This window comes from Pseudomonas sp. B14-6, assembly GCF_013260315.1.
Taxonomy (GTDB): Bacteria; Pseudomonadota; Gammaproteobacteria; order Pseudomonadales; family Pseudomonadaceae; genus Aquipseudomonas; species Aquipseudomonas mandelii.
Window position 1 is genome coordinate 2,843,079 of the sequence record NZ_CP053929.1, and the last position, 25,968, is coordinate 2,869,046.

27 protein-coding genes and 1 pseudogene are annotated in these 25,968 nt (G+C 59.6%); 12 read left to right on the plus strand and 16 right to left on the minus strand.

Translation table 11 applies throughout. The features are described from left to right. Positions 1 to 126 precede the first annotated feature (126 nt). Positions 127 to 1,320 (plus strand): GAF domain-containing sensor histidine kinase, encoded by a 1,194-nt coding sequence (locus tag HP062_RS12960; RefSeq protein ID WP_010457290.1) that lies wholly within the window; start codon positions 127 to 129, stop codon positions 1,318 to 1,320. On the opposite strand, the gene HP062_RS12965 is transcribed toward HP062_RS12960, so the two are convergent. Beyond that, positions 1,317 to 1,646 (minus strand): hypothetical protein, encoded by a 330-nt coding sequence (locus HP062_RS12965; protein WP_172791505.1) that lies wholly within the window; start codon positions 1,644 to 1,646, stop codon positions 1,317 to 1,319. The genes HP062_RS12960 and HP062_RS12965 overlap by 4 nt on opposite strands. 208 nt (positions 1,647 to 1,854) lie before the next feature. After that, on the minus strand, positions 1,855 to 3,477 hold the full coding sequence (locus HP062_RS12970) for a methyl-accepting chemotaxis protein (protein ID WP_172791506.1): 1,623 nt from the start codon (positions 3,475 to 3,477) through the stop codon (positions 1,855 to 1,857). A 275-nt stretch (positions 3,478 to 3,752) separates the two neighbouring features. Here HP062_RS12970 and HP062_RS12975 point away from each other — a divergent pair, with 275 nt between their 5' ends. Continuing rightward, entirely contained in the window at positions 3,753 to 4,775 is a 1,023-nt protein-coding gene (locus tag HP062_RS12975) for a transporter (RefSeq protein WP_010457297.1), read from the plus strand. Between the two features lie 213 nt (positions 4,776 to 4,988). After that, positions 4,989 to 6,605, plus strand: coding sequence for an inorganic phosphate transporter (locus tag HP062_RS12980; protein WP_010457300.1), 1,617 nt, complete (start codon positions 4,989 to 4,991; stop codon positions 6,603 to 6,605). Between the two features lie 130 nt (positions 6,606 to 6,735). Here the strand turns inward: HP062_RS12980 and HP062_RS12985 are convergent, their stop codons facing one another. Next, positions 6,736 to 7,632, minus strand: coding sequence for a LysR family transcriptional regulator (locus tag HP062_RS12985; RefSeq protein ID WP_172791507.1), 897 nt, complete (start codon positions 7,630 to 7,632; stop codon positions 6,736 to 6,738). 121 nt (positions 7,633 to 7,753) lie between these two features. Here HP062_RS12985 and HP062_RS12990 point away from each other — a divergent pair, with 121 nt between their 5' ends. Next, positions 7,754 to 8,512, plus strand: coding sequence for an SDR family NAD(P)-dependent oxidoreductase (locus HP062_RS12990; protein ID WP_172791508.1), 759 nt, complete (start codon positions 7,754 to 7,756; stop codon positions 8,510 to 8,512). Positions 8,513 to 8,668: 156 nt separating this feature from the next. Here HP062_RS12990 and HP062_RS12995 read toward each other — a convergent pair whose 3' ends face one another. Further along, positions 8,669 to 9,103 carry a multidrug/biocide efflux PACE transporter gene (locus HP062_RS12995; RefSeq protein WP_042933029.1) on the minus strand — a complete coding sequence of 145 codons (435 nt, stop codon included), beginning with the start codon at positions 9,101 to 9,103 and terminating at the stop codon, positions 8,669 to 8,671. A gap of 90 nt (positions 9,104 to 9,193) precedes the next feature. Here HP062_RS12995 and HP062_RS13000 point away from each other — a divergent pair, with 90 nt between their 5' ends. Then, positions 9,194 to 10,048 carry a LysR family transcriptional regulator gene (locus HP062_RS13000; protein ID WP_077748674.1) on the plus strand — a complete coding sequence of 285 codons (855 nt, stop codon included), beginning with the start codon at positions 9,194 to 9,196 and terminating at the stop codon, positions 10,046 to 10,048. Between the two features lie 119 nt (positions 10,049 to 10,167). On the opposite strand, the gene HP062_RS13005 is transcribed toward HP062_RS13000, so the two are convergent. From HP062_RS13005 to HP062_RS13020, 4 genes are all read right to left on the minus strand, one after another. After that, positions 10,168 to 11,403, minus strand: coding sequence for an RNA polymerase sigma factor (locus HP062_RS13005; protein ID WP_077748675.1), 1,236 nt, complete (start codon positions 11,401 to 11,403; stop codon positions 10,168 to 10,170). Then, positions 11,403 to 11,894, minus strand: coding sequence for an SRPBCC family protein (locus HP062_RS13010; RefSeq protein WP_010457306.1), 492 nt, complete (start codon positions 11,892 to 11,894; stop codon positions 11,403 to 11,405). Before HP062_RS13010 ends, HP062_RS13005 begins: the two co-directional genes overlap by 1 nt. Positions 11,895 to 11,921: 27 nt before the next feature. Next, complete coding sequence (locus tag HP062_RS13015) at positions 11,922 to 12,266, minus strand: YciI family protein (protein ID WP_010457311.1); 345 nt, start codon at positions 12,264 to 12,266, stop codon at positions 11,922 to 11,924. 81 nt (positions 12,267 to 12,347) lie between these two features. After that, positions 12,348 to 12,773 carry a nuclear transport factor 2 family protein gene (locus HP062_RS13020; protein ID WP_145309282.1) on the minus strand — a complete coding sequence of 142 codons (426 nt, stop codon included), beginning with the start codon at positions 12,771 to 12,773 and terminating at the stop codon, positions 12,348 to 12,350. Between the two features lie 140 nt (positions 12,774 to 12,913). Between HP062_RS13020 and HP062_RS13025 the strand changes: the two genes are divergently transcribed. Then, positions 12,914 to 13,399 (plus strand): N-acetyltransferase, encoded by a 486-nt coding sequence (locus HP062_RS13025; RefSeq protein ID WP_172791509.1) that lies wholly within the window; start codon positions 12,914 to 12,916, stop codon positions 13,397 to 13,399. A gap of 7 nt (positions 13,400 to 13,406) precedes the next feature. Continuing rightward, positions 13,407 to 14,012 (plus strand): pyridoxamine 5'-phosphate oxidase family protein, encoded by a 606-nt coding sequence (locus tag HP062_RS13030; RefSeq protein ID WP_010457318.1) that lies wholly within the window; start codon positions 13,407 to 13,409, stop codon positions 14,010 to 14,012. A gap of 135 nt (positions 14,013 to 14,147) precedes the next feature. Here HP062_RS13030 and HP062_RS13035 read toward each other — a convergent pair whose 3' ends face one another. From HP062_RS13035 to HP062_RS13045, 3 genes are all read right to left on the minus strand, one after another. Further along, entirely contained in the window at positions 14,148 to 14,636 is a 489-nt protein-coding gene (locus HP062_RS13035; RefSeq protein WP_145309275.1) for a GNAT family N-acetyltransferase, read from the minus strand. Positions 14,637 to 14,949: 313 nt separating this feature from the next. Next, a complete protein-coding gene (locus HP062_RS13040; protein WP_010457321.1) occupies positions 14,950 to 15,438 on the minus strand; it encodes a GyrI-like domain-containing protein in 489 nt (162 codons plus the stop codon). A gap of 69 nt (positions 15,439 to 15,507) precedes the next feature. Then, the gene (locus tag HP062_RS13045) at positions 15,508 to 16,170 is read right to left on the minus strand and encodes a LysE family translocator (RefSeq protein WP_010457323.1); all 663 of its coding nucleotides are present in this window, start codon (positions 16,168 to 16,170) and stop codon (positions 15,508 to 15,510) included. Between the two features lie 138 nt (positions 16,171 to 16,308). On the opposite strand from HP062_RS13045, the gene alaC reads away from it, so the two are divergent. Continuing rightward, complete coding sequence (gene alaC / locus HP062_RS13050; RefSeq protein ID WP_102594217.1) at positions 16,309 to 17,526, plus strand: alanine transaminase; 1,218 nt, start codon at positions 16,309 to 16,311, stop codon at positions 17,524 to 17,526. Positions 17,527 to 17,719: 193 nt separating this feature from the next. Here alaC and HP062_RS13055 read toward each other — a convergent pair whose 3' ends face one another. Both HP062_RS13055 and HP062_RS13060 read right to left on the minus strand, forming a co-directional pair. Then, the gene (locus HP062_RS13055) at positions 17,720 to 19,072 is read right to left on the minus strand and encodes a GntP family permease (protein WP_172791510.1); all 1,353 of its coding nucleotides are present in this window, start codon (positions 19,070 to 19,072) and stop codon (positions 17,720 to 17,722) included. 82 nt (positions 19,073 to 19,154) lie between these two features. After that, positions 19,155 to 19,688, minus strand: coding sequence for a gluconokinase (locus HP062_RS13060; protein ID WP_010457327.1), 534 nt, complete (start codon positions 19,686 to 19,688; stop codon positions 19,155 to 19,157). Positions 19,689 to 19,903: 215 nt separating this feature from the next. Here HP062_RS13060 and HP062_RS13065 point away from each other — a divergent pair, with 215 nt between their 5' ends. Then, complete coding sequence (locus tag HP062_RS13065; RefSeq protein ID WP_172791511.1) at positions 19,904 to 20,935, plus strand: LacI family DNA-binding transcriptional regulator; 1,032 nt, start codon at positions 19,904 to 19,906, stop codon at positions 20,933 to 20,935. Between the two features lie 55 nt (positions 20,936 to 20,990). Here the strand turns inward: HP062_RS13065 and HP062_RS13070 are convergent, their stop codons facing one another. Continuing rightward, positions 20,991 to 21,863 carry a LysR family transcriptional regulator gene (locus HP062_RS13070; RefSeq protein ID WP_172791512.1) on the minus strand — a complete coding sequence of 291 codons (873 nt, stop codon included), beginning with the start codon at positions 21,861 to 21,863 and terminating at the stop codon, positions 20,991 to 20,993. 121 nt (positions 21,864 to 21,984) lie between these two features. Between HP062_RS13070 and HP062_RS13075 the strand changes: the two genes are divergently transcribed. The 3 genes from HP062_RS13075 to HP062_RS13085 all read left to right on the plus strand — a co-directional run bounded on the left by HP062_RS13075 (position 21,985) and on the right by HP062_RS13085 (position 23,823). Next, complete coding sequence (locus tag HP062_RS13075) at positions 21,985 to 22,416, plus strand: PACE efflux transporter (RefSeq protein WP_010457335.1); 432 nt, start codon at positions 21,985 to 21,987, stop codon at positions 22,414 to 22,416. A gap of 57 nt (positions 22,417 to 22,473) precedes the next feature. After that, positions 22,474 to 23,106 (plus strand): glutathione S-transferase family protein, encoded by a 633-nt coding sequence (locus HP062_RS13080; protein WP_010457337.1) that lies wholly within the window; start codon positions 22,474 to 22,476, stop codon positions 23,104 to 23,106. A gap of 162 nt (positions 23,107 to 23,268) precedes the next feature. After that, a complete protein-coding gene (locus HP062_RS13085; protein WP_172792577.1) occupies positions 23,269 to 23,823 on the plus strand; it encodes a hypothetical protein in 555 nt (184 codons plus the stop codon). Positions 23,824 to 23,893: 70 nt separating this feature from the next. Here HP062_RS13085 and HP062_RS31470 read toward each other — a convergent pair whose 3' ends face one another. Next, positions 23,894 to 24,466: a methyl-accepting chemotaxis protein gene (locus HP062_RS31470; RefSeq protein ID WP_238706180.1), complete on the minus strand. Its 573-nt coding sequence runs from the start codon at positions 24,464 to 24,466 to the stop codon at positions 23,894 to 23,896. Between the two features lie 27 nt (positions 24,467 to 24,493). Next, positions 24,494 to 25,213, minus strand: a pseudogene (locus HP062_RS31475) (PAS domain-containing protein); the annotation flags it as partial. Between the last annotated feature and the right edge of the window lie 755 nt (positions 25,214 to 25,968).

A 25,968-nucleotide genomic window follows, 5' to 3' on the forward strand; every position in this document is an offset into this window, starting at 1 on the left:
AACAAAGCCGCACGATCTTCGGATCGTGCGGCTTTTTTGCATGCCGGATTCGCATAATCAACACGCGCCAACTCGGCGGTAGCCCGCTAGAATCCCTCAACGGTGATTACACAGAGATGGATTGAGATGGGGCAAACAGCGGCAGCAGACATCGCCACGATCGGCCGGATCAGCGCGGTGCCGGCGATTCTCCAGGTGATCCGTGAATTGACGGGGCTGCGCTTCGCTGCGGTGGCGCGTGTCACTGAAGACTCATGGACCGCTTGCGCCGTACTCGATCAGCTGGACTTCGGCTTGCAGGTCGGCGGCGAGCTGGAAGTGGTCACCACCTTGTGCCACGAAATTCGCCAGGCGCATCAGTCGGTGGTGATCGACAAGGCCAGTGAAGACCCGCTTTACCGCGATCACCACACGCCTCGCCTCTATCAATTCGAAAGCTATATTTCGGTGCCGATCTTTCGCCCCGACGGACGCTTTTTCGGCACCATCTGCGCCCTTGATCCCAATCCTGCATCGCTCAAATCCAGCACGATCCAGAGCACCATGGAATCCTTTGCGCGAATGCTGGCGTTGCAGATCGAGGCGGAAGAGAACCTGCAAAAAACCGAAGCGGCATTGATGGCGGAACGCAAAAACACCGCGTTGCGCGAACAGTTCATCGCCGTGCTCGGCCATGACCTGCGCAACCCGTTGTTCGCGATCAGCGCCGGCGCCGAAATGCTCTTGCGCAAGCTTCCCGACCCGGCGAATCAGCAACGGGCCCGGCACATTCTGACCAGTGCCCGGCGCGCGACCCGACTGGTCGATGATGTGCTGGATTTCGCTCGTGGTTCGTTGGGCAGTGGCATTCCGGTGGACATCGCACCGTGCCCGGACCTGGGCGACGCCTTGCGGCACGTGATTTCAGAAGTCCAGAACATCTATCCCCAACGCACCCTTCGCATGTCCATTGGCGAGCTGCACGGTATTCAGTGCGATCGCGAGCGGGTCGCGCAGTTGCTTTCCAATCTGGTGGCGAACGCCGTTGCCCACGGCGACCCCGAGGGCTCGGTAGACGTGAGCGCGCAGATCCACGACGGGCAGTTCGTGCTGAGCGTGACGAATCAGGGGCTCATCGCCGAGGACGCGTTGCCCCATCTGTTTCGCCCCTACGCGCGACCGGCCCGCGGAACACCGCAGACCGGCCTCGGGTTGGGGTTGTACATCGCCAGTCAGATTGCGCAGTCCCATGGTGGAAAGCTGGAAGTGCGCTCGACAACGAAGGAAGGCACGCAGTTTGTTTTCAGCTTTCCGGTGCAGACAGTTCCGGGAAAAGCTTAAGTCGCAGCAATGACGTTGAAGTTAGAAACGGGCGATACAGCGATATTTCCAGAGTCATCGGCTAGCGAGTAATTCGCCTGCACGGGACCAAGCTTAATGAACTGTTTTTCAATGTAAAAGTGCACACCTGCCACCTCTTCAACCCCCGTGATTGTATGCGTGAACACCGACACGTCATTCCAGAACACTTCGAGCTTGTCCCCTTTGTTGTAGTTCTGGTTGCCTTCGACTAGCGCCCGCAAACCGTTTTCGCCTACAGGTTCGGTGAGCTCGCCATCGTCAACCCCTTCTACTTTCAAACGACTTAATTGCAGATCCATAGACATAAAAACGCTCCTTGTAAATACAGCAGCGCCACTGCGCTGACAGCGCTATCAAACGCTCGTGCACGGCAATCGTCTACTGTCAGAACTAACAGGTGCACCGTAAAACCGAACCAAAATGCCAGGCGCCCGACCAGCGGCGTAACCCTTATGGATCCGAGAGCGACGGGCGTACCGACTCGGTAACCGACCTGATACGCCGCCGTTTCCGTTACGCGCTCAGACGCGCCGTCACTTCATTCAACTGCCCCGACAACCCATGCAAATGACGGCCAGCCGCTTCGGTGCGCTGCACGTTGTCCAGGTTGGTGCTGGCGATGCTGGTGATTTCAGTGAGGTTGCGTGAAATGTCCTCGGCCACCGAGGTCTGTTCTTCGGCGGCGGTGGCGATCTGGCGGTTCATGTCGCGGATGGCTTCCACGGCATGGGTGATCCGCTCCAGCATGGCGCCGGCCTGGGTCACTTGCTCGACGCTTTCCTCACTGCGCGACTGGCCGCTTTCAATCGCCTGAGCCGCGTCCACCGCACCGGTTTGCACGGTTTGAATGATCTGGTTGATCTCGATGATCGATGCCGCCGTGCGCTGGGCCAGGCTGCGCACTTCATCGGCCACCACCGCAAAACCGCGTCCGGCTTCACCGGCACGGGCCGCTTCGATGGCCGCGTTGAGCGCCAGCAGATTGGTTTGTTCGGCGATACCGCGAATCACTTCGAGCACCTTGCCGATGCGTCCGCTGTCCGTTTCCAGTTGGCGGATGACCGTGGCGGTGTTGGCGATTTCGCCGCGCATCCGGGTGATGGTGTGAATGGTGCCCTGCATGACTTTTTCGCCGTGTTGGGCGGACTGGTCGGCATCGTCGGCGGCGCGTGCGGCATCGGCGGCGTGACGGGCGACTTCCTGTGCGGTGGCCGACATTTCGTTCATCGCCGTGGCCACCTGATCGGTGCGGTTGAACTGCTCATTGGTGCCGCTGGTCATGAGGCTGGCGATCGAGTTCAGCTCACTGCTGGCGCTGTCCAGGTCCTTGGCGCTGCGCTGCAAACGGCTGAACGTTTCGGCGAGAAAATCACGCAAAGTGTTGGCCGCAACCGCCAATTTACCCAGCTCATCCTGACGGGTGCTGGCCACGCGGTCGGCAAACTTGCCCTGGCTGAGTTGCGCGACGTACTCGATCAGTTTGCGAATCGGTTCAATCAGGTTGCGGTTGACCAGCCACAGGCTCAAGAGCCCGATCAACAGCCCCGAGACGAGCATCACAATGAGCCCCAGCAACACGGTGCGATCGGCTTCGGCGCTGATTTGCTTCGACTGCTCGACACCCTGCTTGCGCAATTCGCTGACCAACTCGGTCATCTGTTCGCTGGTCGCACGGTCGACACCTTTGACCGCCGCGTCGCCTGCCGTCGGGTCGGCGCCCGCCGCCACGTAGGCATCACGGCCCTTCTGATAGGCAGCGCCCAGCAAACGGTGTTCGTCACGCAGACGTTCGATGCGGGTTTTCAGTTGCGGATCGATACCTTTTTGCACGGCCAGCTCACCGAGAATGCTCTGCACATCGCGCTGACGGTCTTCGAACTGTTTCCAATACTTGTCCAGGTCGGCCGGTTGCTTGCCACGCAGCAGGACGTTTTTCCATTCCTGAACCTGCACCTTGAATTGCAGGTTGGCTTCATCGATCAACTGCGAGGTGTGCAGCGGGCCTTCGATCAGGTTGGCGTAGCTCTGAACGCCGCTGGACAGAAAGTGAAAGCAAGCCAGGGCGATCAACAGTACCGCCAACAGGCTGCCGCTCAACAGGGCGAGAATTTGTGCTCTCAGGGATTTTTGCAGCATCGAGTGATACTCATGACAGGGGGTGAGACACGCGGCAAACACAGCGTGAAAGGTGTCCGGACATCCCTGTCTGAAACTTGGCTCATGGCCGAAGCCGCGCAAGGTAACTTAAGCAAGATCGGCGTGCCAGAGCGGTTCTTGAATCTATTCCGACCACCGGCAATGCAATCGTTTGCGGTTATTTTTTCGTCACAAAAACGTCATCCACAGTTGCGATGATGCGGCTCAAGTGAACCTGTAAAACCTGCGACAGGCGCCTCCCCTTGCGAGCCCCAATGAACCACAGCATCGACCAAAGCCATCGCGACCCGGACCTGTTCGGTCTGCTCTACGGTTTCAGTTTTCGCCCCGGTGAGCGGGGTCGGGAGATTGATTCGGCGAAAGCGCTGCAATACCTGCAACAGCCGGACGAGAGCGATGAATTCCTGTGGCTGCACCTGAACCTGGCGCATGCCGCGTGCGAGCGCTGGATGAAAAGCCATCTGGCATTGCCGGACGAGTTTTTCGAAGCCTTGCACGAAGGGTCTCGATCCACGCGCATCGAGCATGTGGATTCGGCGTTGCTGGCGGTGGTCAACGATGTGGTGTTCAACCTCAGCAGCATGGTGTCGTCGGATGTGTCGACGCTGTGGGTGTGCGCCCGCAGCCGGCTGATCATCAGCGCCCGCCTGCAACCGCTGCACTCGGTGGACAAGTTGCGCTCGTCGGTGAAGGCCGGCGAGTGCTTTCGTTCACCGCTGGAATTGCTGGTGCATTTGCTGCGCGATCAGGGCGAGGTACTGACCCAGATCGTGCGCAAGACCAGCCTCAGTGTCGATCAGATCGAAGATGAATTGCTGTCCTCGCGGCTGTCGACCAACCGTGCGGAACTGGGTGCCAATCGCCGGGTGCTGGTGCGCCTGCAACGGCTGCTGGCGCTGGAGCCCGGTTCGTTGTTGCGGTTGCTCAACCGGCCGCCGCACTGGTTGCAGAAGGAAGACGTGAAGGAGTTGCGCAAGTCCACCGAGGAGTTTGCGCTGATCATCAACGACCTCACGGCGCTGGGTGAGCGGATCAAGCTGTTGCAGGAAGAGATCGCGGCCAACCTGAACGAGCAGAGCAACCGCACGCTGTTCACCCTGACCGTGGTGACGGTGCTGGCGCTGCCGATCAACATCATTGCCGGTTTTTTTGGCATGAATGTGGGTGGGGTGCCGTTGTCGGGGGATCCGGAGGGGTTCTGGATTCTGGTGGCACTGGTGGCGACGTTTACCGTGATTGCGGGGCGTTGGGCGTTTCGCAAGCGCCAGGATTATTGAGCCTTTGCCCCATCCCCTGTAGGAGCGAGGCTTGCCCGCGAAGGCGTTTTACCTGATACATAGCTTTCGCGAGCAAGCCTCGCGCCTACAGGGACCGGGAGATTTCTGATTAACGGATCAGCAAAAAAACCAAACCCTGATCTAGGGCAGTTTCTCTGTAACATTTGGCAACGATCATGACAGACACTCCTTCCTTCCTCAGGATTGTCTGTCATGGCTACGCCCTCCTACACCGCCCAAACCCAGGCTCCCGCCCGCAGTGCCAGGCCTCAACTCGATAAAAAACCCAGCCTGCTCACCCTCGTGGTGTTTTTCGGAGTGCTGGCCAGCGGGTTGTTGTTCACCGCCTACAGCCTGATGCACGACATGAGCGAACTCGGCACGGAGGTCACCACCTGGACGCCGTTTCTGCTGTTGGGCGTGGCGCTGCTGATCGCCCTGGGCTTTGAGTTCGTCAACGGTTTCCACGACACCGCCAACGCCGTGGCCACGGTGATTTACACCAACTCGATGCCGCCGAATTTCGCGGTGGCCTGGTCCGGGTTCTTCAACTTCCTCGGGGTGCTGCTGTCGAGTGGCGCGGTGGCGTTCGGCATCATCGCCCTGCTGCCCGTGGAACTGATTCTGCAAGTCGGGTCCTCCGCCGGTTTCGCGATGATCTTCGCCCTGTTGATCGCGGCGATCCTGTGGAACCTCGGCACGTGGTGGCTGGGCTTGCCGGCCTCGTCGTCGCACACCTTGATCGGTTCGATCATCGGCGTCGGCGTGGCCAACGCCCTGATGCACGGCCACGACGGCACCAGCGGCGTGGACTGGGCTCAAGCGACCAAGATCGGCTATGCGTTACTGTTGTCGCCGCTGGTCGGCTTCGGTTTTGCCGCGCTGTTGTTGCTGGCCTTGCGTGCGTTCGTCAAGAACCGCGCGCTGTACAAGGCGCCCGTCGGCAACACGCCACCGCCGTGGTGGATTCGCGGCATGTTGATTGTGACCTGCACCGGGGTCTCGTTCGCCCACGGTTCCAACGACGGCCAAAAAGGCATGGGTCTGATTATGCTGATTCTGGTCGGCACGCTGCCGATGGCCTATGCGCTGAACCGCACCATGCCGGCCGATCAGGCGCTGCAGTTCGCCGCCGTTGCCGAAGTCACCCAGCAAGCGCTGGTCAAAAGCGTGCCGATGCCGGCCCCCGCCGATCCGCGCCCGATCCTCTCTGAATACGTGCGCAGCAAGGAAGCCACACCGCAACTGATCCCGGCCCTCGCCGCCCTTACGGGCAGTATCGGCGCAGAGGTCAAGGGTTATGGCTCGCTGTCCAAAGTACCGGCCGAAGCCGTGGGCAACGTGCGTAACGACATGTACCTGACCAGCGAAACCATTCGCCTGATGGACAAGAATAAAGTCGGCCACTTCGACGCCGACACCACCGGCAAGCTGCAACTGTTCAAGCAACAGATCGACAACTCGACGCGCTTTATTCCGCTGTGGGTGAAGATCGCGGTGGCGATTGCGCTCGGGCTGGGCACCATGGTCGGCTGGAAGCGCATCGTGGTGACGGTCGGCGAAAAGATCGGCAAGACCCACCTGACCTACGCGCAAGGCGCCTCGGCGGAAACCGTGGCCATGCTGACCATCGGCGCAGCGGACATGTTCGGCTTGCCGGTGTCGACCACTCACGTGTTGTCCTCGGGCGTGGCCGGGAGCATGGTCGCCAACGGCGGTGGCTTGCAGATGAAGACCATCCGCAACCTGCTGATGGCGTGGGTGCTGACCTTGCCGGCGGCGATTGTGCTGTCAGGCAGCCTGTATTGGTTGTTCACCCAAATCTTCTAGCCCCAACACATAACCCTGTAGGCGCGAGTGGTGCGAAAATCCGACTTGCCCGCGAAGAACGATAACCCGGTCATTCGGTCAGACCGCGTTATCGTTCTTCGCGGGCAAGCCTCGCTCCTACAGGGGGCGGTTAGGTTGTGGACTGGATGACATTGGCCAGCCAGTCCATGAACGCCCTCACCCGCAGCGGCAAATGCCGTTGCCGGGCGTAGAGCAGCGAGACCTCCATCGAGGGTGCGCTGAACTGCGGCAGCACCGCCACCAGATCACCACTGCTCAAGTGCGATTGCATGCCCTTGACCGGCGCCTGAATCAATCCGAATCCCCCCACGCACGCCAGCTCATAAGCATCGGTACTGTTGACCGTCACGCTGCCCGCCATCGGCAGTTGCCGGGGCTTGCCTTCCACCTCGTACAGAAACCCGTCCGACCGCGAACCCAATACGCCGACGTAATGCACCATCCGGTGCTGCGCCAGGTCTTCGAGTGTTTCGGGAATCCCGTAGCGCGCCAAGTACGCCGGGCTCGCGCAGTTGACCATGGCGAAATCACACACGCGACGAGCGACCACCGACTGGTCCGGCTGCGACCCCACGCGCAACACGCAATCAAAACCCTCCCGAAGCAGATCGACTCGCCGGTCAGTGGTGCTGATTTCCAGTTCCAGGTGGGGGTGGCGCGCCATGAATTCCGGCAGTTGCGGCATCACCACCTGGCGGGCCAGAAAGTTCGGCATGTCGATGCGAATCCGCCCGACCAACGAGGCCGGGTCCTGGCGAAACAGGCCCTCGATGTCGTCCATGTGCGACAACAAATCCTTGCTGCGTTCGTACAGCACCAGCCCGTCCTGAGTCGCCTGGACCCGGCGCGTAGTGCGTTGAAGCAAGCGTGTCCCCAGCAGCGTTTCCAGCGTTTGAACGTGATCGGACACCGTGGACCGAGGCAGACCCAGGCTCTCCCCCGCCAGAGTAAAACTCGACATTTCGCTGACGCGAACGAAGGTGCGCAGCAGTTCCAGCTTGTTCATGAGCCGCCCCTGTATTGTTCGGATTAACCGACCAGTGATTCCGATTTCATACTGTTTATCACTTCAGAGCGGATAAATAAACTTCCTCCACACCGTCACTCACCACCCTTGAGGAAGTCCCATGAACCGTAAAATCGCACTGATCACTGGCGCCAGCCGCGGCCTCGGCAAAAACGCAGCCCTGCATCTGGCCGCCCAAGGCGTCGACATAATCGGCACCTACAACAGCAAGGCCGATGAGGCGCAAGAACTGGTCGCCGACATCGAACGCCTCGGCGCTCGGGCGGTGATGCTGCAACTCGATGTGAGCCAAAGCGAACGCTTCGAAGCCTTCGCCACCCAGGTCGCCGATGTGTTGCACAGCCGTTTTGATCGCCAGCACTTCGACTTCTTGCTCAATAACGCCGGCATTGGCCTGACCGCGAACTTCGTCGACACCACCGTCGCCCAGTTCGATCTGCTGATGAACATCCACCTGAAAGGGCCGTTCTTCCTCACCCAGAACCTGCTGCCGCTGATAGCGGACGGTGGGCGCATCCTCAACGTATCCAGCGGTCTGACCCGTTTCAGTTTGCCGGGTTACGGTGCTTACGCCGCGATGAAAGGCGCGATGGAAGTGCTGACTCGCTATCAGGCGAAGGAACTCGGTGCCCGCGGCATTTCCGTGAACACCCTGGCACCGGGCGCCATCGAAACCGATTTCGGCGGTGGCACCGTGCGCGATAACAGCGACGTGAACAGCTACATTGCCGGCAATACCGCGTTGGGTCGGGTGGATCAGCCGGATGACATCGGCGCTGCGATTGCTTTACTGCTGGCGCCGGGCAGCCAGTGGATCAACGGCCAGCGCGTTGAAGCGTCCGGCGGGATGTTCCTGTAACCCCTGAACCTGTGGCGAGGGAGCTCGCTCCCGCTGGGTTGCGAAGCAGCCCCAAAATCTCGGTACCTGCCGAAGATTTTGCGAGCGCTTCGCACTCGAGCGGGACGGTGCGGCGATCCGCCAAGCTCCCTCGCCACAAAAACGGTTCACTCTGGATTAACGAGCAGTGGACACCATCAACATGCGCTCACGCACCACGTCATACGCCCAGTGATACACGTAGGTGTATGGCAGGAAAAACAGCAACACGCCGATATCCAGCAGGAACGCCTGCCACAGGCTGACGTTCAGCCACCACGCAATCAGCGGCACCCCCATCGCCACCAGCCCGCCTTCGAACAACAGCGCATGGACAACCCGTACCCAGGCGTTGTGCACGATGCCGTAGCGTTTGAGCAAACGGTCGAACAGCCCGTTGAAGACCACGTTCCAGGCCAGCGCCAGGGCGGCGATGACCAACGTGACGATGCCCATCTCGAGCATCGGTTTGTCCATGATCCACGCCAGGAGCGGCGTACAGATCAGGATGGCCAGCACTTCGAAAGCGATGGCCTGGAAAATACGTTCAGTGATGGATTTGTTGACGCTCATGATCAGGAATCTCTGAGTGACTGTGGTTGCCATCATCCAGCCCTGCGTCGATACTTCCTAACCAATAACCATCGACAAAGGCGATAGTTCATGGCGTCTCAGGAAGTGTTGCAAGCGTTTGTCCAGGCGGCGACGCAAGGTTCGTTTTCTGCGGCAGCACGCAAACTCGGCCGCAGCCAGTCGACCATCAGTGCAGCGGTTGCCAGCCTTGAAATCGATCTGAACCTGGTCCTGTTCGACCGCAGCAGCCGCAAGCCGAGCCTGACCCCGGCCGGGCACGTGATGCTGCAGCGGGCCGAGGAGATCCTGGCCGCCACCAGCCGCCTGGCAATGACCGCCAGTCTGCTGTCCCAAGGGGTTGAGCCGAAGTTGACGGTGGCGATTTCCGACACTTATCAATCCGACCGTTTCGAAGCGGCGTTGAGCGCGTTCGATCAGCGTTATCCGGACCTTGAACTCGAATGCCTGATCGCTGAATGCGATGACCTGGTGGCCTTGGTGCAAAGCGGTCGGGCGCATGTGGCCTTTGCCGAAAAGCAGGACAGTTACCCACCGGACCTGGTCAGCTCGACCGTGGATGAACGCACGGAAATTGCCCTGTTCGTGTCCCGCGAGCATCCATTGGCAGCGCTGGGCCTCGTCGATCAAGACGTGTTGCAAAAGCATCGGGAGTTGCGACTGGCGACGATCGTCAATCCGTATGAAAGCCGTGCGAAGGGACGTGTCTGGTCGGCGCCGAGTTACCTGATGCTGCTGGAAATGGCCCAGGGCGGGTTTGGCTGGGCACCGTTGCCGCGATGGTTGGTGGAGCGGTTTGGCCCGGGGACATTGCAGGAGCTGGACGTGCGGGGCTGGCCGAAACCGGTGTTTGTCGATGCCTTGTGGTCGCGGCTGCATCCGCCGGGGCCGGCAGGGAGCTGGTTGCTCGGCAAGCTGCTGGAATGAAGGTCCTGCGGACCTTATCGCGAGCTGGCTCGCTCCCACAGTGGATCGCGGTGATCACAAAATCTGTGTACGCCCCCCGTAGGAGCGAGCCTGCTCGCGATGGGGCCCGTCAGTTCACATCACCTCAGCGCCTTGATCCGCGCCTCGATAAACCGCCGCTCCGGCACCTGCTGCGTCAATTCCAGCGCCCGTTCATACGCCGCCCTCGCCTCTTCACGCCTCCCCAACTGTCGACAAAACTCCGCCCGCGCCGAATGTGCCAAGTGGTAATCCAGCAGATCACCCCGACCCAGAATCCCGTCCACCAACACCAGCCCCGCCAACGGTCCGTCTCGCCTGGAGATCGCCGCTGCGCGGTTCAACTCAATCACCGGTGAAGGCACCGCCGCCAGCAGCACGTCATACAAACCCACAATCTGCTGCCAGTCCGTCTCCCCCGCCGTGGGCGCTTCGGCGTGCACCGCCGCAATCGCCGCTTGCAGGCAATAAGGCCCGAACCGTCCGGTGGTCAGCGCCGCCTCCACCAGCGCGCAACCCTCGGCAATCATCCCGGCATCCCACAACGAGCGGTCCTGTTCATCCAGCACAATCAGTTCACCGCTCGCCGACGTGCGGGCCGGGCGTCGTGATTCATGCAACAGCATCAACGCCAGCAGCCCTATCACTTCCGATTCCGGCAGCAACTCCATCAACAGCCGCCCGAGCCGGATCGCTTCGCGGGTCAGGTCCTCGCGGGTCAGTTCGGCGCCGACAGACGCCGAGTAACCTTCGTTGAACACCAGGTAAATCACCCTCAGCACACTGTCGAGACGCTCGGGCAGTTCCGCCAGTGTCGGCACTTGATAAGGGATTTTCGCGTCACGGATTTTCGCTTTGGCGCGCACGATGCGCTGGGCGATGGTCGCCGGTGCCGAGAGAAAGGCGCGGGCAATTTCCTCCGTGGTCAGGTCGCACACTTCGCGCAGGGTCAACGGCACCTGGGCATCCGACGCGAGGGCCGGGTGACAACAGGTGAAGATCAACCGCAAACGATCGTCTTCCACGTCCTCATCACTCCAGTCGGCCTGTTCCAGCTCCTCCAGTTGAGCAATCAACATCGGCCGGGACGCGGCAAAACGTGCGCGCCGACGCAACACATCAATGGCCTTGAAGCGCCCGGTGGACACCAGCCACGTGCGCGGGTTATCCGGCACGCCGTCACGCTGCCAACGCTCGACCGCGACGAAAAATGCCTCGTGCAGGGCCTCTTCGGCGAGGTCGAAATCGCCAAGCAAGCGGATCAGCGTAGCCAGAATCCGCCGCGAGTCTTCGCGGTAGACCTGCTCGACCCGAGCCGTGACCGAAGCGTCAGTCATCAGTCTGGCATGCCTTCAGTCACCAGCATCACCAAGCGATCGAGGCTTTGTCCCCAGCCATCGTAAAACCCCATGGCCTCATGGGCCTGGCGATCTTCTTCGGACCAGTGCATGGCCCGGGCGGTGTAGAGGGTTTTGCCGTCCTTGTCTTCGAGGGTCACTTCGGCCGACATGAAGGGTTTGCCCGAAGGAATCCACCCGGGAGTGAACGCGTCGGTGAACACCAGGCGTTCAGGCGCGACGATTTCCAGGAAGACTCCCATGGTCGGATACTCAGTCCCGTCCGGTGCGCGCATCAGGGTGCGAAACTGGCCGCCGACCCACAGATCCATTTCGCACTCCGGCGTGGTCATGCCATGCGGTCCCCACCATTGAGTGAGCAAGGCCGGCTCGGTCCAGGCGCGGAAGAGCTTGCGACGCGGCGCGTCGATCAGACGACTGATGGACAGCTCGAATTCGGCAGGCTGATGCTTATACGGTTGTGGACTCATGGGGATCTCCTGTCTTGTGCTTGTTATTCAGGGATTCAATTGGCGAACGGGCCGCACCTCGACGCTGCCGACCCGGGCCGCCGGGATGTTGCCGGCGACCTGGATCGCTTCATTGAGGTCTTTGGCATCGATCAGGTAGAAGCCGGCCAACTGCTCCTTGGTTTCGGCGAACGGGCCATCGGTGATCGACATCTTGCCGTTGCGCATGCGCACGGTGGTCGCGGTCTGCACCGATTCCAGCGCCTCGGCCGCGATCATCCGGCCGCTGCCCTGGATCGCCTCGGCGTAGGCCATGCACTCGGCGTCATGGGGACTGTCGGGCAGCGAGTGCAACTCCTGTTCGTTGCTGTAGACCAGGCATAGGTACTTCATGTGGGCTCTCCCGGATCGAACTGATCAACTATGGCTGCTGATTGGCGTTTTGGCGCTGCTTCCCGATAAACAGTTCGGTGATCAGGGTTCAAGGTTGAACAGCGCCGTGCCGCTGGTCATGTCGAACGGGGCCGACCAGTGTTCATGGACGATGCGCCATTGCCCGGCATCGCGCCGATAGCAGGCGGTCACACGCATCCAGCAGGCCTGGGTTTCACCTTGTTCGTTGGTGCCGCCGCAATGGGCCAGCCAGTGAGCGAAGGCGATGTGCTCGTCCGCGACGATGTTCAAGTGGGCGAAGTCGAACGTGTGCGCGCCCTGGCACATTTCCATGCACTCTTCCCAATGCGCGCGGTAAGCCGCCTTGCCGCGAAACTGCAAGGCCTTGACCGCGTCGTAGGAGACGATGTCGTCGGCATACAGCTGCATGAGTTCTTTGACGTCCTTGGCGATGACCGCCTCACGATAGGTGTCGATCAGGGCCTGGATTTCTTGGGTTGCGTTCATGGTGGTTCTCCGTGGTTTTTGTTGTGAAGACACCCTTAGTCGTCTGGCGCACCGCCAAATCGACAGTCGAAATAAAAATAATCCATGAATGCAAACTCGTTAGAATCCAACGCCTATTTTGTTGGAAAAAGGACACTCCAGTGACAACCCGACTCGTGCCTTACGAAAGCCTGAACGCGCGCCAGCGCCAGCAGATCGAGGCCATCGAAGTGCATAAAGAGCAGATTAAATTCTCCGGCGACATCCACGGTGCATTGCACACCTTGCTGTCCAAACCCGGCCCCGGCGTCAAGGGATTTGCGCTACTGGCCGAGGAGATTCCCGTGGCCTTCCTGCTGCTCAAACGCCCGCCCGTGTTGCCGGCCTGGGCCGATGAACACAGTGCGACCTTGCATGCGTTGCAAGTCGATCACCGCGCTCAAGGCAAAGGTTATGGGAAGGCTTGCCTGCAAGCTTTGCCCGACGTGGCCCGGCTGGCGTTTCCGGAAATCAAAGCGCTGGAACTCTCGGTGGACGCGGACAATGAGGCCGCCATTGCGCTCTATGCAAAATTTGGCTGGGTCGACAGCGGCGAGGCGTACAAGGGCCGGATCGGTTATGAACGGCGCATGAGTCTGGTTTTCTGAGGTGGTTATGCTCAACAGCATCGAAGCACTGGAAGCGATCTACGGCCAACCCCACGACCGCGCCGTGCGCAAACAGATTGCCTTTCTGAACGAGGACTATCAGGCCATGGTCCGCGCCTCGCCGCTGGTCATCATCAGCTCGGCTGGTCCTGATGGCCTGGACGGTTCGCCTCGTGGCGACACGCCGGGATTCGTGCGGATCATCGACCCGAAGACCCTGGCGATCCCGGACCGTCCGGGCAACAACCGCATCGACACGCTGCGCAATGTGGTGCTCGATTCGCGGGTGTCGCTGCTGTTCATCATCCCCGGCATCGGCGAGACGTTACGGGTCAACGGCACGGCGCAGATCAGCGCGGAACCGACGTTGCTGGAGAGCTTTGCGGTGAACGGCAAACCGGCGCGCACAGTGATGCTGGTGACCGTGGACGCGGCGTACTTCCATTGCTCGAAAGCGATTGTGCGTTCGGATTTGTGGAACCCCGAGAAGCATCTGGAGCGCTCGGCACTGCCAACGGCAGGAGCTTTTCACAAGCGCTTGAATGACGGGCAGTTCGATGCCGAAACGTATGACCGGGAAGCGCCGGCGCGGGTGCGGGACAGTCTTTACTGACACGCCCCCTAACCAATGTGGGAGCGAGCCTGCTCGCGATGGCGGTCTGACAGTCGACACTTCTGTTGAATGTTATGCCGTCATCGCGAGCAGGCTCACTCCCACAGGGGATCTTCGGTGCTTGATATACGTTGGTTACAGCGCCAGAACCATCTCATGCCACGCCATTCCGCCGTGGTCGGAGGCCGACGGCTTGATGTAGGCAAAGCCGAATCCGGCGTACAGCGGAATATGCCGTTCCTTGCACATCAGATGGATGTGGGTCTTGCCCATCGCCCGCATGCGCTCGATGAATTCGCCCATCAAACGCTTCGCCAGCCCCTGCCCCTGAAAATCCGGGTGCACCACCACCGACATGATCACGACGTGCGGCCCGGCCGGGTCGTGGCCAATCAGCTCCTTGAACGCTTCGTCTGACATTTCCACCTGAAACGCCGCACCGGAATTGATGAAACCGGCTACAACGCCGTCTACTTCGGCGACGATGAAACCCTCGGGCCAGGTGGCGATGCGCGTGGCGATTTTTTCCCGGGTGGCGGCTTCGTCGCCTTCGTAGGCAACGGTTTCGATGGCGAAGCAGCGGTCCAGGTCGGCGGGAGTGACGTGGCGGATGACGGTGTTCATGGCAGCTCGGATTCAGCGTGGGAAAGGCTGGGGATCATAAATTAATAAGGTGTTCATATCGATCACTGCTGATGTCGTAAAGCCTGCGTATAGGCGCTTTCATTGCCGATCGGATCGGATTATTGGTGTTGCCTGTCTCTGATCATCGATAGGGGGAACACACCATGAGCAGCGTTCAGATCGGACTTCTCTTGCTGTTGGGCATCAGCACGTTTGGCTTTGTGACGTTGTCGATTGACGTGATGCGGTCGCGGCGGATGAAGCGGAGCAAGTAACGATCAAGAGGCGGACGTGGGTCCGCCTCTTGATGCGGTCATTTGTCTTTTAGCGGCAGCCAGATTTCCAGCACGCCGGTGTTGAGCTTCGGGTTGAAGTCTTCGCTGTAGCGTTCGAACTCTGGCGCGTCCGCCGCCTGATGGCCGGACTGCGGCAGCCAGGTTTTCCAGATGTACTGAAAGGTCGCGGGCAACTGGTCCAGTGTGCCTTTGTGCTCGAACACCGCGTAATGCTGGGGTAGAACCTCGACCCAGCGGTACTTCTCGGGCAGGTCGTCGAGTTTGGCGATTTCGACGCCGGCGATGTACTCAAACCCGCCTTTGCCATCGGGATTGCAGCAAATACCGTAGGTCACTTCACCTTTTTGGCCGGGTATCTTGCCCATCTCGGGAATGAATTTTTCCCAGAGTTCGGGAATGCCTTGTGTGGTCTGCTGGGTAAATCGACCACCCAGCCCTGCAATGAGCAGAAAATGCCCATGTTCGAAGCGTGGCTCGGCCGGTTTCACGCCTGTTTGCTCATCCATGACTCAACTCCTTGCTGCAAAAAAAATGGGTTCGGCTGGGAGTATAGAAGCCAAACCCGATTCGCCTAATTACAGGGCGTGCAACTGCTCGACGGCGCCCGCACCAATGAACTCGTTATAACCCGATAGAATCACGTACACCGCGAAATAGCAGAAGATCGCCGCCGATGCCATGTAGGAGTAACGCAGCAGTTTGTCGCCCAGCAATTTGCCGCCGTGGCTCGCGGCGAAGCACAACGCGACGCACCAGAACACTCCGGCGCACAGAAAACCGCCGAGAAACAGCGCCGAGCTGACGGCGTCACCGCCACCGGAGCGCGCGATCAGCGTGCCGCCCACGGCCGCAAACCAGAGAATGGCGCTGGGTGACGACATGGCCAGGAAAATCCCGCGGAAAAACTCCTTGCGGTGAGAGTTCTGCCCCACCTCGGCGGACTGCGCCAACACCGCTTCATGGTGAATCGCCGAATAGATCATCTTCGCCGCGAAATACACCAGCAACGCTGAACCGCCGATCCACAGCACCCAACGCACGGTTTCGTATTGCAGCAAAACGGTCATGCCCGCCAACGCCAGCACCGCGTAAATCAGGTCACCGACGCAAGTGCCCAAGCCCAGGGCAAAGCCTTGAAAATAGCCGCGCTGCATGGCCAGGGTGATCATCGCGATGTTGGCCACGCCGATATCCAGGCACAGCGAAAGGCTCAGCAGAAAGCCGCTGGTAAATTCCATCAACCGGGTTCCTTCGGACAAATTTGTTTACAGAGTCGCTGGACAGTGTGCCACAACAGCCCTTACATTCCGCCACAGGCCACCGCAGTGGCCAGCGTCGCTCGGACGGTTCCGGGCGCTCACGTTACCGAGGCAACAATGGCTAACCCAGGTTCGCCGCGCCGCTTTGCGCGCATAGATCGACTCCCCCCTTACGTATTCAACATCACTGCCGAGCTGAAGATGGCCGCCCGTCGTCGTGGCGAAGACATCATCGACTTCAGCATGGGCAACCCTGATGGCCCTACTCCGCCACACATCGTCGAAAAACTGGTCACCGTCGCCCAGCGCGAAGACACCCACGGCTACTCGACGTCCAAGGGCATCCCGCGTCTGCGCCGGGCCATTTCCAATTGGTACAAGGATCGCTACGAGGTCGATATCGACCCGGAAACCGAAGCCATTGTCACCATCGGCTCCAAGGAAGGCCTGGCGCATCTGATGCTGGCCACCCTCGACCAGGGCGACACCGTGCTGGTGCCGAACCCCAGTTATCCGATTCACATCTACGGTGCCGTGATTGCCGGCGCCCAGGTGCGTTCGGTGCCGCTGATCCCGGGCGTGGACTTCTTCGCTGAACTGGAAAGCGCGATTCGCGGCTCGATCCCGAAACCGAAAATGATGATTCTCGGCTTCCCGTCGAACCCCACCGCCCAATGCGTGGAACTGGATTTCTTCGAGCGGGTGATCGCCCTCGCCAAGCAGTATGACGTTTTGGTGGTGCACGACCTGGCTTACGCCGACATCGTCTATGACGGCTGGAAAGCCCCGTCGATCATGCAGGTGCCGGGCGCCAAGGACATCGCGGTGGAATTTTTCACCCTGTCCAAGAGCTACAACATGGCGGGCTGGCGCATCGGCTTCATGGTCGGCAACGCTGAACTGGTCAACGCCCTGGCGCGGATCAAGAGTTACCACGACTACGGCACCTTCACCCCGCTGCAGGTCGCGGCGATTGCGGCGCTGGAAGGCGATCAGCAGTGCGTCAAGGACATCGCCGAGCAGTATCGGCAGCGTCGCAACGTGCTGGTCAAAGGCCTGCACGAACTGGGCTGGATGGTCGAGAATCCGAAAGCGTCGATGTATGTCTGGGCCAAGATCCCCGAAGCCTATGCGCACTTGGGCTCGCTGGAGTTCGCCAAGAAATTGCTCGCCGAGGCCAAGGTCTGCGTCTCGCCAGGCGTCGGGTTTGGTGAGTATGGGGATGATCATGTGCGCTTTGCGCTGATCGAAAACCAGGACCGGATTCGTCAGGCCGTGCGTGGGATTCGCGGGATGTTTCGGGCGGATGGCCTGGCCCCGAAATCCGCCGGCTAACACTTAACCTGTAGGAGTGAGCCTGCTCGCGATGAGGCCATCACATCCAATTGAAGTGTCAACTGCCCCACCGCTATCGCGAGCAGGCTCACTCCTACAAGGGTGATGTGTTGAGCCATGAAATCATCACCCACAAAAAAACCGCATTGCTGCGGTTTTTTTGTACCTGCGCCTTGCTTAAACAAAGAGCCGCTTAAACGAACATCGACAGCAACAGGATAAAGCCCAGCGCAACGATGGACAGGATGGTTTCCATCGCGGTCCAGGTCTTGAAGGTTTCCGCCACGGTCATATTGAAATACTGCTTCACCAGCCAGAAACCCGCGTCGTTGACGTGAGACAGGATCAACGAACCGGCACCAGTGGCCAGCACCAGCAGCTCACGGTTCACACCCGGAATCATACCCACCACCGGCACCACGATGCCTGCGCCAGTAATGGTCGCCACGGTTGCAGAACCGGTTGCCACACGAATCACCGCCGCCACCAGCCAGGCCAGCAGGATCGGCGAGATCTGCGCTTCCACCGCCATGTGGCCGATCACGTCACCCACACCGCTGGTGACCAGCATCTGCTTGAAGCCACCACCGGCACCGATGATCAGAATGATCGCGGCGGTTGGCGCAAGGCTGGCATCCAGCCATTTGAGCATCTGGTTGGAGCCAATGCCCTGCTTGTAACCGAAGGTGTACAGCGACAGCAGCAACGCCAGCAGGAGAGCCGAGATAGGGTGACCGATCAGGTCCATGAAGGTGCGGAAGAAGTTACCGTCCGGCAGCACCACATCGGCAAAGGTTTTGAGCAACATCAGGAAAACCGGCGACAGCACGGTGATCAAGGTGATGGAGAAACTCGGAAGATCGGCAGATTCGTTTTCACGTGCCAGTTGATCCACCAGTTCCTGGTTAGGATGGCCGGGGATGTATTTGGCGATGAACGTGCCGTAGATCGGACCGGCAATGATGGCCGTCGGCAGCGCAACGATCAGACCGTAAAGAATGGTTTTACCGATGTCAGCGCCAAACACGCCGATGGCCAGCAACGGACCCGGGTGCGGCGGAACGAGGCCGTGCACGGCGGACAGACCGGCCAGCAGCGGGATACCGATCTTGATGATCGACACGCCGGTACGTCGGGCGACGATGAACACCAGCGGGATCAGCAGCACGAAGCCGATTTCGAAGAACAGCGGAATGCCGACCAGGAACGCGGCGAACATCATCGCCCACTGCACCTTGTCCTTGCCGAATGCACGAATCAGGGTTTGGGCAATCTGATCCGCCCCGCCCGACTCGGCCATCATTTTGCCGAGCATCGTGCCCAGCGCGAGGATGATCCCGACAAAACCGAGCACCCCACCGAAGCCGTCCTGGAACGCCTTGATGATGGTGCCGATCGGCATGCCGGAGGTCAGCCCGAGAAAGGCTGCGGCGATGATCAGGGCAATGAACGGGTGGAACTTGAACTTGGTGATCAGGACGATAAGCCCGATCACCGTGACCACTGCATCGAGCAGCAGGAACGTCTCGTGGGACATGCCAAACATTAGGGGTGTCTCCTGGTTGTTGTTGTTATTAAAGCGGGTAACTCGCACGCCATCAGGACAGCGCTATCTCTTCGAAAAAAACTCATACGGCCTGTTTCAGGCCATGGGCCTGCCACCAGACATGCGCTTGCTTCGCCAGTTGCTCGACGCTGTGGTTCGAAGCGTCCAGCGCCAGGGTCAAGGGCTCGCCAACGGGGGATTCAAGGGTGGCGAACTGACTGTCGATCAGGGTCGAAGGCATGAAGTGGCCCGGCCGGTGGGAGACACGATCAGCGGCGACTTCAGGGGTCAGCTCAAGGAACACGAAGCCCAGGCCCGGCAAGGCGCTGCGCAGACGTTCGCGGTAACTGTGTTTGAGGGCCGAGCAGGTCAGCACCGGGCGCTGGCCCTGAGCGTCGACGCGGCGCAATTCATCGCACAGGCTGTCGAGCCAGCCGGCACGGTCTTCGTCGTTCAGGGGGATGCCCGCGCTCATCTTTTCGATATTGGCGGCAGGGTGGAAAGTGTCGCCTTCAATGGCGGTCGCGCCGCTGAGTTGGCACAAGGCCTCGCTGACGCAAGTCTTGCCGCAACCGGCAACGCCCATGATGACCAGGGCGGTGATGGAATGATTCATGTAACACCTCAGCGCGCAGACAGCGCTACCTTTGCCAGTTATGACGCTTGAGCAAAAGCAGAAGTTGCCGACGCCTTCTTGTCATTTTTGTGGGTTGCAGCATGTTCGTTCCCAATGCCAAAAAGCGGGGATCAGGCAAACCCCGCTCACGCATTTGCAGCTGCATCGAGACAGCGCTACCTTAGTGCCTCGAATTTTGTTTGGCAAGCCGTCCGATGATCTCCACTAAAAACGATAAGAATACGCGCACCACTGGCCGCCCTACCCTGAACGAAGTGGCACGCCTGGCCGGTGTCAGCCCGATCACCGCCTCCCGCGCCTTGCGCGGCGTCAGCACGGTGGCCACCGAACTGGTGGAAAAAGTGCAGAAAGCGGCCCTTGAACTCAACTACGTGGTCAACCCTGCCGCCCGCGCCTTAGCCTCGGCCCAGAGCCATTCGGTGGTGGTTTTGGTGCCTTCGCTGTCCAACCTGCTGTTCATCGATACGCTGGAAGCCATTCATCAGGTTTTGCGCCCCAAGGGCTTCGAAGTGCTCATCGGCAACTTCCATTATTCGCGCGATGAAGAAGAAAACCTGCTGCGCAATTACATGGCGTATCAGCCTCGCGGTTTGCTGCTGACCGGTTTCGACCGCACCGAAAGTTCGCGACGGATGATCGAGGCGAGCAACATTCCGTGCGTGTACATGATGGAACTGGACAGCGCCGCCGGGCTCAATTGCGTGGGTTTCTCGCAACTCGCGGCGGGTGAAACGGCGGCGCACCATTTGCTGTCACGTGGGCGCAAGCGCCTGGCCTACATCGGCGCGCAGCTGGATCAACGCACCTTGCTGCGCGGCGAAGGTTTCCGCAAAGCCCTGCAAAAGGCCGGTTTGTATGACCCGGACCTGGAAGTGCTGACGCCGCGCGCCTCCTCCGTCGGCCTGGGGGGCGAACTGTTCCTGCAACTGCTCGCCAATCATCCTGATGTCGATGCCATTTTCTTCGGCAACGACGACCTGGCCCAGGGCGCCCTGCTTGAAGCGATGCGTTGCGGGATCAAAATCCCCGAACAAGTGGCGATCCTCGGTTTCAACGACCTGCCCGCCTCGGCGCACATGGTCCCGCGCCTGAGCAGCATCAGTACCCCGCGCGAGGCGATTGGCCGACGTTCGGCGGAGTTGATGTTGACCTTGCTGGCGGGCAACGCCGTGGCGAAACCGGTGCAGGACATGGGGTTTGAGTTGAAGGTGCGCGAAAGTACCTGACACGGCATCTGATCGTTCCCACGCTCCGCGTGGGAACGATCAGTTCACTGCGTGCTCAGCGACCCATCAGTTCAACAAACGCCATCGCGCCTTTCTGCAACGGCTGGCTCTTGAGCCATACCGCGTGCACCGGCAGCACCAGACCGTTCTCGATGTTGCGGAAACTCAGGCGCTTGAGTCTTCCGGCATCGAGTAACGGTTGGACCACCGACAACGGAAAATTGCCCCAGCCCAATCCGGCTTCGACCATTTCCAGCGCCATGGCGAGGGTGTCGGTGCGCCAATAGGATTCGCCCACCAAAGGCCGGGTTTCGCTGATCGGCAGGTCGCGACTGGCAACGATGATTTGCCGCACGTGAACCAGATCCTCCAGAAACAAATCCTCGCCCTGAAACAGCGGATTGTCCGCTGCCAGCGTGGCGATCACGCGCTCGGTGCCGACGAACTGGAATCGCTCCAGTACGTTCATGCTCAACCCCGCGAAGGCCAGGCAAACGCTGACGCGACTGCTGTGGAGCATCGCCAGCACATCGTCCTGGGGCGCGCTGAGCAGTTCTATCTCCAGGAGCGGATGACGCTGGGCGATGACCTTGATCGCGGCCAGCAAATGGCGCTTGTCGAGGTCCGCCACGACGCCAATGGACAACTTGCTTTCCAGCCCCAGCGACAGCTCGATCGCATGCACCTGCAGCTGCTTGAGCTGTTCGGCGATCAACCGCGCGTGCGGCACCAACGCACTGGCCATCGCCGTCGGCACCGGTTCGCGATGGCTGCGATCGAACAGCGGATATCCGAGCTCGGCTTCCAGGTTGGCAATGCCCATGCTCACCGCCGACGGCACTTTGCCCAGCACACGCGCCGCCGCCGAAAACGAACCGCGCTCGATCACGGCCAGGAACAACTCGATGCTGTCGCTGTTAAAATTCATTCCTCGTCCTATCAATAAAACTGAAAGCTTCTGACTTTTTCTGTCAGTACTATTGAAGCTATCTTTCGTCGCCTTCGCCAGTGCTGCTGGCTTCAAGTTCGCGAGAAAGAGGCAAAACTCCATGCAAGGCGTTAAACGAAAACTGGTCTACGTGTCGCTGTTCGAAGTCTTTGGCATGACCTTCTCGACGCTGGGCCTGGCATTGCTGTCCGGCACCTCGCCTGGCAGCACCGGGCCGTTGGCCGTCATCATCACCACCATCGCAGTGACCTGGAATTTCATCTACACCACAGTGTTCGAGCGCTGGGAACGTCGTCAGCCATCGCGCACCCGCACCGTTAAACGGCGCATCGCCCATGCCGTGGGATTTCAACTAACCTTGATAGTGTTTCTCATCCCGCTGATCGCCTGGTGGATGAACATCAGCCTGGTGCAGGCTTTCCTGCTGGACCTGGCGCTGATCATTTTCATCCCGTGCTACACCTTCGCGTTCAACTGGCTGTTTGATCGCACGTTTGGTTTGCCCGCCTCGGCGTTGCCGGATCCGGTTTGAAAACCGCGCAATGTCTGTCAGATTCCTGAAGCGTCGAATCGCTAACGGAGTAGCTCAATGGAACATGCACTGAAGATTTTGGGTAAGGCGTCGTCCATCAATGTCAGAAAGGTCCTGTGGACCTGTGAAGAACTGGGCGTTGCCTACGAACGCGAGGATTGGGGTAGCGGTTATGCCTCAACCCACACACCGGAGTTTCTGCGGCTCAATCCCAACGCGCTGGTGCCGGTGATCATCGACGACGCTGGAGTGCTGTGGGAGTCCAACACCATCTGCCGTTATCTGGCCGGCAAACACCAGAACACCGATCTGCTCCCCCACGAACCGGCCGCGCGCGCTCGGGTCGAGCAATGGATGGATTGGCAAGCCACTGAACTCAATGCCTCATGGAGCTATGCGTTCACGGCATTGGTGCGTAAAGATCCGGAGTTCCAGGACCCGCATCACATTGCTGCCGGTGTACGTGGCTGGAACCAGAAGATGGGCATCCTCGAACACCAGCTCGCGGCGACCAAAGCTTACGTCGCCGGGCCACGCTTCACCCTCGCCGACATTGTCATCGGGCTGTCCGTCAACCGCTGGCTGATGACCCCGATGGAGCGGCCCGATTACCCGGCCATCGACGAGTATTTTCAGCGACTGGCACAACGTCCGGGGTTCCTCAAGTTCGGCTGCAATGGCCTGCCTTGATGCCCTGCCTTGTTTGCCGCCAAGCGGCAAAGGCTAACCGCAGAACCCACGTCACCCCCTCGGCCAGCACTCACTAACTGGTTGATTTATAGTGGTTTTTGCCTATAGGCATACTATTTGCTCAAAGCACCGCACCACAACTACCTGCAAGGTCTATTCATCATGTTGGTCAGTGCCAAACAACAAACGTTAATGATCCCGCTCTCCAAGAAGCCCGGCGATGATCCTGCGGCTGAAGCCGCTGCCGGCCTTCAGGGGGCGATGCTGCAAACGTTGCAAAGCAACGTTCAGGCGCAAACCGCGCAGGTGCAGACTTCCGCCACCCGGGATGCCACCCGGCAAGTCAGCGAGGCGAGCAAAATCAGCGACAACGTGGATGAAGCGTTCGCCAAAACCCGCGTGCAATTGCAAGCGCTCGAGTCTTTCCAACTGCCGGCCGATGTTAAAGCCAGGGTCACGGACAGCGCCGCCATGAGCGACTTCAAGGACTACATGAGCAAAACGCCGGAGCAGCGCCTGCGCGACAACATTCTGCAAGAGATGGGGCTGACTGAAGAAGAAGTACAAGCCATGCCACCGGAGAAACAACAGGCGATCGCCAAAGAGATCGCCGAGCGCACGGAGGACAAGGTCAAACTGGCGCAGGTCGAGAAAGAAAACGCCAACAGTGAGAAAGGCAGTAGCCGGGTGGTCGACAAGTTCCTCGCTTCGCTTTAACGGCAGGGAACCCTGCACTTCATGCAGCAACCGGCACAGCCGGCTGCTACAAGAGACGCGACGCAATCAGTCAGTTCAACTGCAACGTTTCGTTGAACTGACTGATTGCATCTACTACATGCCGCGACCCTTGCTGAATCTCCAGGATCACCTCCCCCGCCTCGTTCGCCAGTTCCACCCCAAGTCCGGTTCGGCTCAAGCTCGACTGCATGCTGGTCACCGCGCTCAACGACAGGTCATGGTTCTTGCGCACCACGTCGACGATCTCCAGCGTCGCCTGACTCGTGCGTGCCGCGAGGCTGCGTACTTCATCGGCGACCACCGCAAAACCCCGCCCATGCTCGCCGGCCCGGGCCGCTTCAATGGCTGCATTGAGCGCCAGCAAGTTGGTCTGGTCGGCAATGCCGCGAATCGTCTGCACGATGGTGCCGATGATGTCGGACTGTTTGCTGACGGCATCAATACTGAGCGCGGCTTCGTTCAAATCCCGGGAAATGTCCTGGATGATCTGCACCGTTTGCTGCACCACCTGAGAACCTTTCTGTGCACAAGCGTCGTTTTGCACCGACGTGCTGTGCGCCGACTCCGCAGCGGTTTGCAACGTGGCGATTTGCCGGGTGATGTCGCTGGCAAACTTCACCACTTTGTAGAGCCGGCCCTTGGCGTCGAACAAAGGGTTGTAGGACGCTTCGAGAAACACGGTATGGCCGTGTTTATCTTTGCGTTCAAAACGATGAGAGTGATACTCGCCGCGATTGAGTGATGCCCAGAACGCTTTGTAAGCCGACGACTCGGATTCGGCGCGGTGGCAAAACAGGCTGTGGTGTTTCCCCACCACTTCGTTGAGCGAGTAATGCATCGTCTTCAGAAAGTTATCGTTGGCCGTGATGACGTTGCCCTCGGGGGTGAACTCGATCACCGCCATGGAACGACCTATGGCGGCGAGCATGCTTTCTTCTTCGTGTTCCTTGTAAACCCTGGCGGAGATGTCAGTGGCAACTTTAATCACGCTTTTAACCTGACGGTCGGGACCGAACACCGGCATGTAACTGGCTTCGAGCCAGACCTCCTTGCCGCGCTTGTTCAAGCGCAAGAAGCTCCCGCCCACCGGTTCGCCACGGGCCAGGTCGCGCCACAACTTCGCGTAAGCCTCGCTGCGATAAAAAGCTTCCTCGCAAAAGATCCGATGATGTTTGCCGCGCACTTCGTCGGCGCTGTACCCCATGACACTGCAAAAGTTGTCGTTGGCATCCAGCACGATGCCGTCCGGCGTGAACTCGATCATCGCCATTGATCGACTGACCGCCGCCAACTTGGCGTTGGCTTCGCTCAACGCGCAGCTATAGCGCTCGATTTCCAGCAGGTCAGCCTTGTGATGTAGGTTAAACATGGTCGTATCACCTTCAGCGCGTTCTTTTGATTGATGAAAGGTCTTTGGTCTTTCAACGGATCCACCACAACGTTCTATGGAACAGGCACACGCGTTCCTCCACGGGAGGAAGTGTCAGGTGATCAATGATGTTCAATCGGAGTGTCCATGCAGCAACGCACTCATCAAGACATCCTTCTCTTGATAGCCCGGGACCGGGCCAGCCCTAACGGTTTCATAAGTAATTCCCTTTACCGGCCAGCTCCTTGTTACTCCCTGTCGGCGCCTTGGGTTGGGCACTCTTGCTGCGCCATCTTTCATAGGGCGAGCGACATGGGTAGTTAGAAGTCAGCGTAGACAGTCGATAGAGGGGCGCAAGGCCACTAGTCGGCCAGTATTGAGGACAAAATCGGTTCAGCGAGGAAAATCAGGAATGCCTGTAGCGCTGCAGCGCATCAAACGAACTCGCAATGTCTGCCCGTGGGCGGCATCGAAGTAATGGGGCATGGCGTTGCTCAGATCGGGGACCCGTCCCCCTCTGTGCAATGGCGCAGGGAAATCTTGCAGATTATTGGGTTATTTCTTTAGGCATGCAGCAGGAGCCCGAAGACCGGGCTCCCTTGTGGCGAGATCAATGACCGAACACATCCACCTTCTTGGCCTTCTTGTCTGCGCGCTTTTCATCGGCGGTTTTCGCCGGTTTCTTCTTTGCCGCTTTTTTTGAATCCATGCCTTTGGCCATGATACGTACTCCACTCATACGGGATGTGAGATCA

Excerpts from the sequence above, each read along its gene's own strand:
- HP062_RS13040 (WP_010457321.1), bottom strand. The coding sequence starts at position 15,438 with ATGGATGAGCAAACAGGCGTGAAACCGGCCGAGCCACGCTTCGAACAT.
- HP062_RS13055 (WP_172791510.1), bottom strand. The coding sequence starts at position 19,072 with ATGTTTGGCATGTCCCACGAGACGTTCCTGCTGCTCGATGCAGTGGTC.
- HP062_RS12995 (WP_042933029.1), bottom strand. The coding sequence starts at position 9,103 with ATGAGCGTCAACAAATCCATCACTGAACGTATTTTCCAGGCCATCGCT.
- HP062_RS13005 (WP_077748675.1), bottom strand. The coding sequence starts at position 11,403 with ATGACTGACGCTTCGGTCACGGCTCGGGTCGAGCAGGTCTACCGCGAA.
- HP062_RS13045 (WP_010457323.1), bottom strand. The coding sequence starts at position 16,170 with ATGGAATTTACCAGCGGCTTTCTGCTGAGCCTTTCGCTGTGCCTGGAT.
- HP062_RS13035 (WP_145309275.1), bottom strand. The coding sequence starts at position 14,636 with ATGAACACCGTCATCCGCCACGTCACTCCCGCCGACCTGGACCGCTGC.
- HP062_RS12960 (WP_010457290.1), top strand. The coding sequence starts at position 127 with ATGGGGCAAACAGCGGCAGCAGACATCGCCACGATCGGCCGGATCAGC.
- HP062_RS13010 (WP_010457306.1), bottom strand. The coding sequence starts at position 11,894 with ATGAGTCCACAACCGTATAAGCATCAGCCTGCCGAATTCGAGCTGTCC.
- HP062_RS13085 (WP_172792577.1), top strand. The coding sequence starts at position 23,269 with ATGTTGGTCAGTGCCAAACAACAAACGTTAATGATCCCGCTCTCCAAG.
- HP062_RS13020 (WP_145309282.1), bottom strand. The coding sequence starts at position 12,773 with ATGAACGCAACCCAAGAAATCCAGGCCCTGATCGACACCTATCGTGAG.
- HP062_RS12985 (WP_172791507.1), bottom strand. The coding sequence starts at position 7,632 with ATGAACAAGCTGGAACTGCTGCGCACCTTCGTTCGCGTCAGCGAAATG.
- HP062_RS13070 (WP_172791512.1), bottom strand. The coding sequence starts at position 21,863 with ATGAATTTTAACAGCGACAGCATCGAGTTGTTCCTGGCCGTGATCGAG.
- HP062_RS13065 (WP_172791511.1), top strand. The coding sequence starts at position 19,904 with ATGATCTCCACTAAAAACGATAAGAATACGCGCACCACTGGCCGCCCT.
- HP062_RS12975 (WP_010457297.1), top strand. The coding sequence starts at position 3,753 with ATGAACCACAGCATCGACCAAAGCCATCGCGACCCGGACCTGTTCGGT.
- HP062_RS13075 (WP_010457335.1), top strand. The coding sequence starts at position 21,985 with ATGCAAGGCGTTAAACGAAAACTGGTCTACGTGTCGCTGTTCGAAGTC.
- HP062_RS12970 (WP_172791506.1), bottom strand. The coding sequence starts at position 3,477 with ATGCTGCAAAAATCCCTGAGAGCACAAATTCTCGCCCTGTTGAGCGGC.
- HP062_RS12980 (WP_010457300.1), top strand. The coding sequence starts at position 4,989 with ATGGCTACGCCCTCCTACACCGCCCAAACCCAGGCTCCCGCCCGCAGT.
- alaC (WP_102594217.1), top strand. The coding sequence starts at position 16,309 with ATGGCTAACCCAGGTTCGCCGCGCCGCTTTGCGCGCATAGATCGACTC.
- HP062_RS12965 (WP_172791505.1), bottom strand. The coding sequence starts at position 1,646 with ATGTCTATGGATCTGCAATTAAGTCGTTTGAAAGTAGAAGGGGTTGAC.
- HP062_RS13000 (WP_077748674.1), top strand. The coding sequence starts at position 9,194 with ATGGCGTCTCAGGAAGTGTTGCAAGCGTTTGTCCAGGCGGCGACGCAA.
- HP062_RS13060 (WP_010457327.1), bottom strand. The coding sequence starts at position 19,688 with ATGAATCATTCCATCACCGCCCTGGTCATCATGGGCGTTGCCGGTTGC.
- HP062_RS13080 (WP_010457337.1), top strand. The coding sequence starts at position 22,474 with ATGGAACATGCACTGAAGATTTTGGGTAAGGCGTCGTCCATCAATGTC.
- HP062_RS12990 (WP_172791508.1), top strand. The coding sequence starts at position 7,754 with ATGAACCGTAAAATCGCACTGATCACTGGCGCCAGCCGCGGCCTCGGC.
- HP062_RS13015 (WP_010457311.1), bottom strand. The coding sequence starts at position 12,266 with ATGAAGTACCTATGCCTGGTCTACAGCAACGAACAGGAGTTGCACTCG.
- HP062_RS13030 (WP_010457318.1), top strand. The coding sequence starts at position 13,407 with ATGCTCAACAGCATCGAAGCACTGGAAGCGATCTACGGCCAACCCCAC.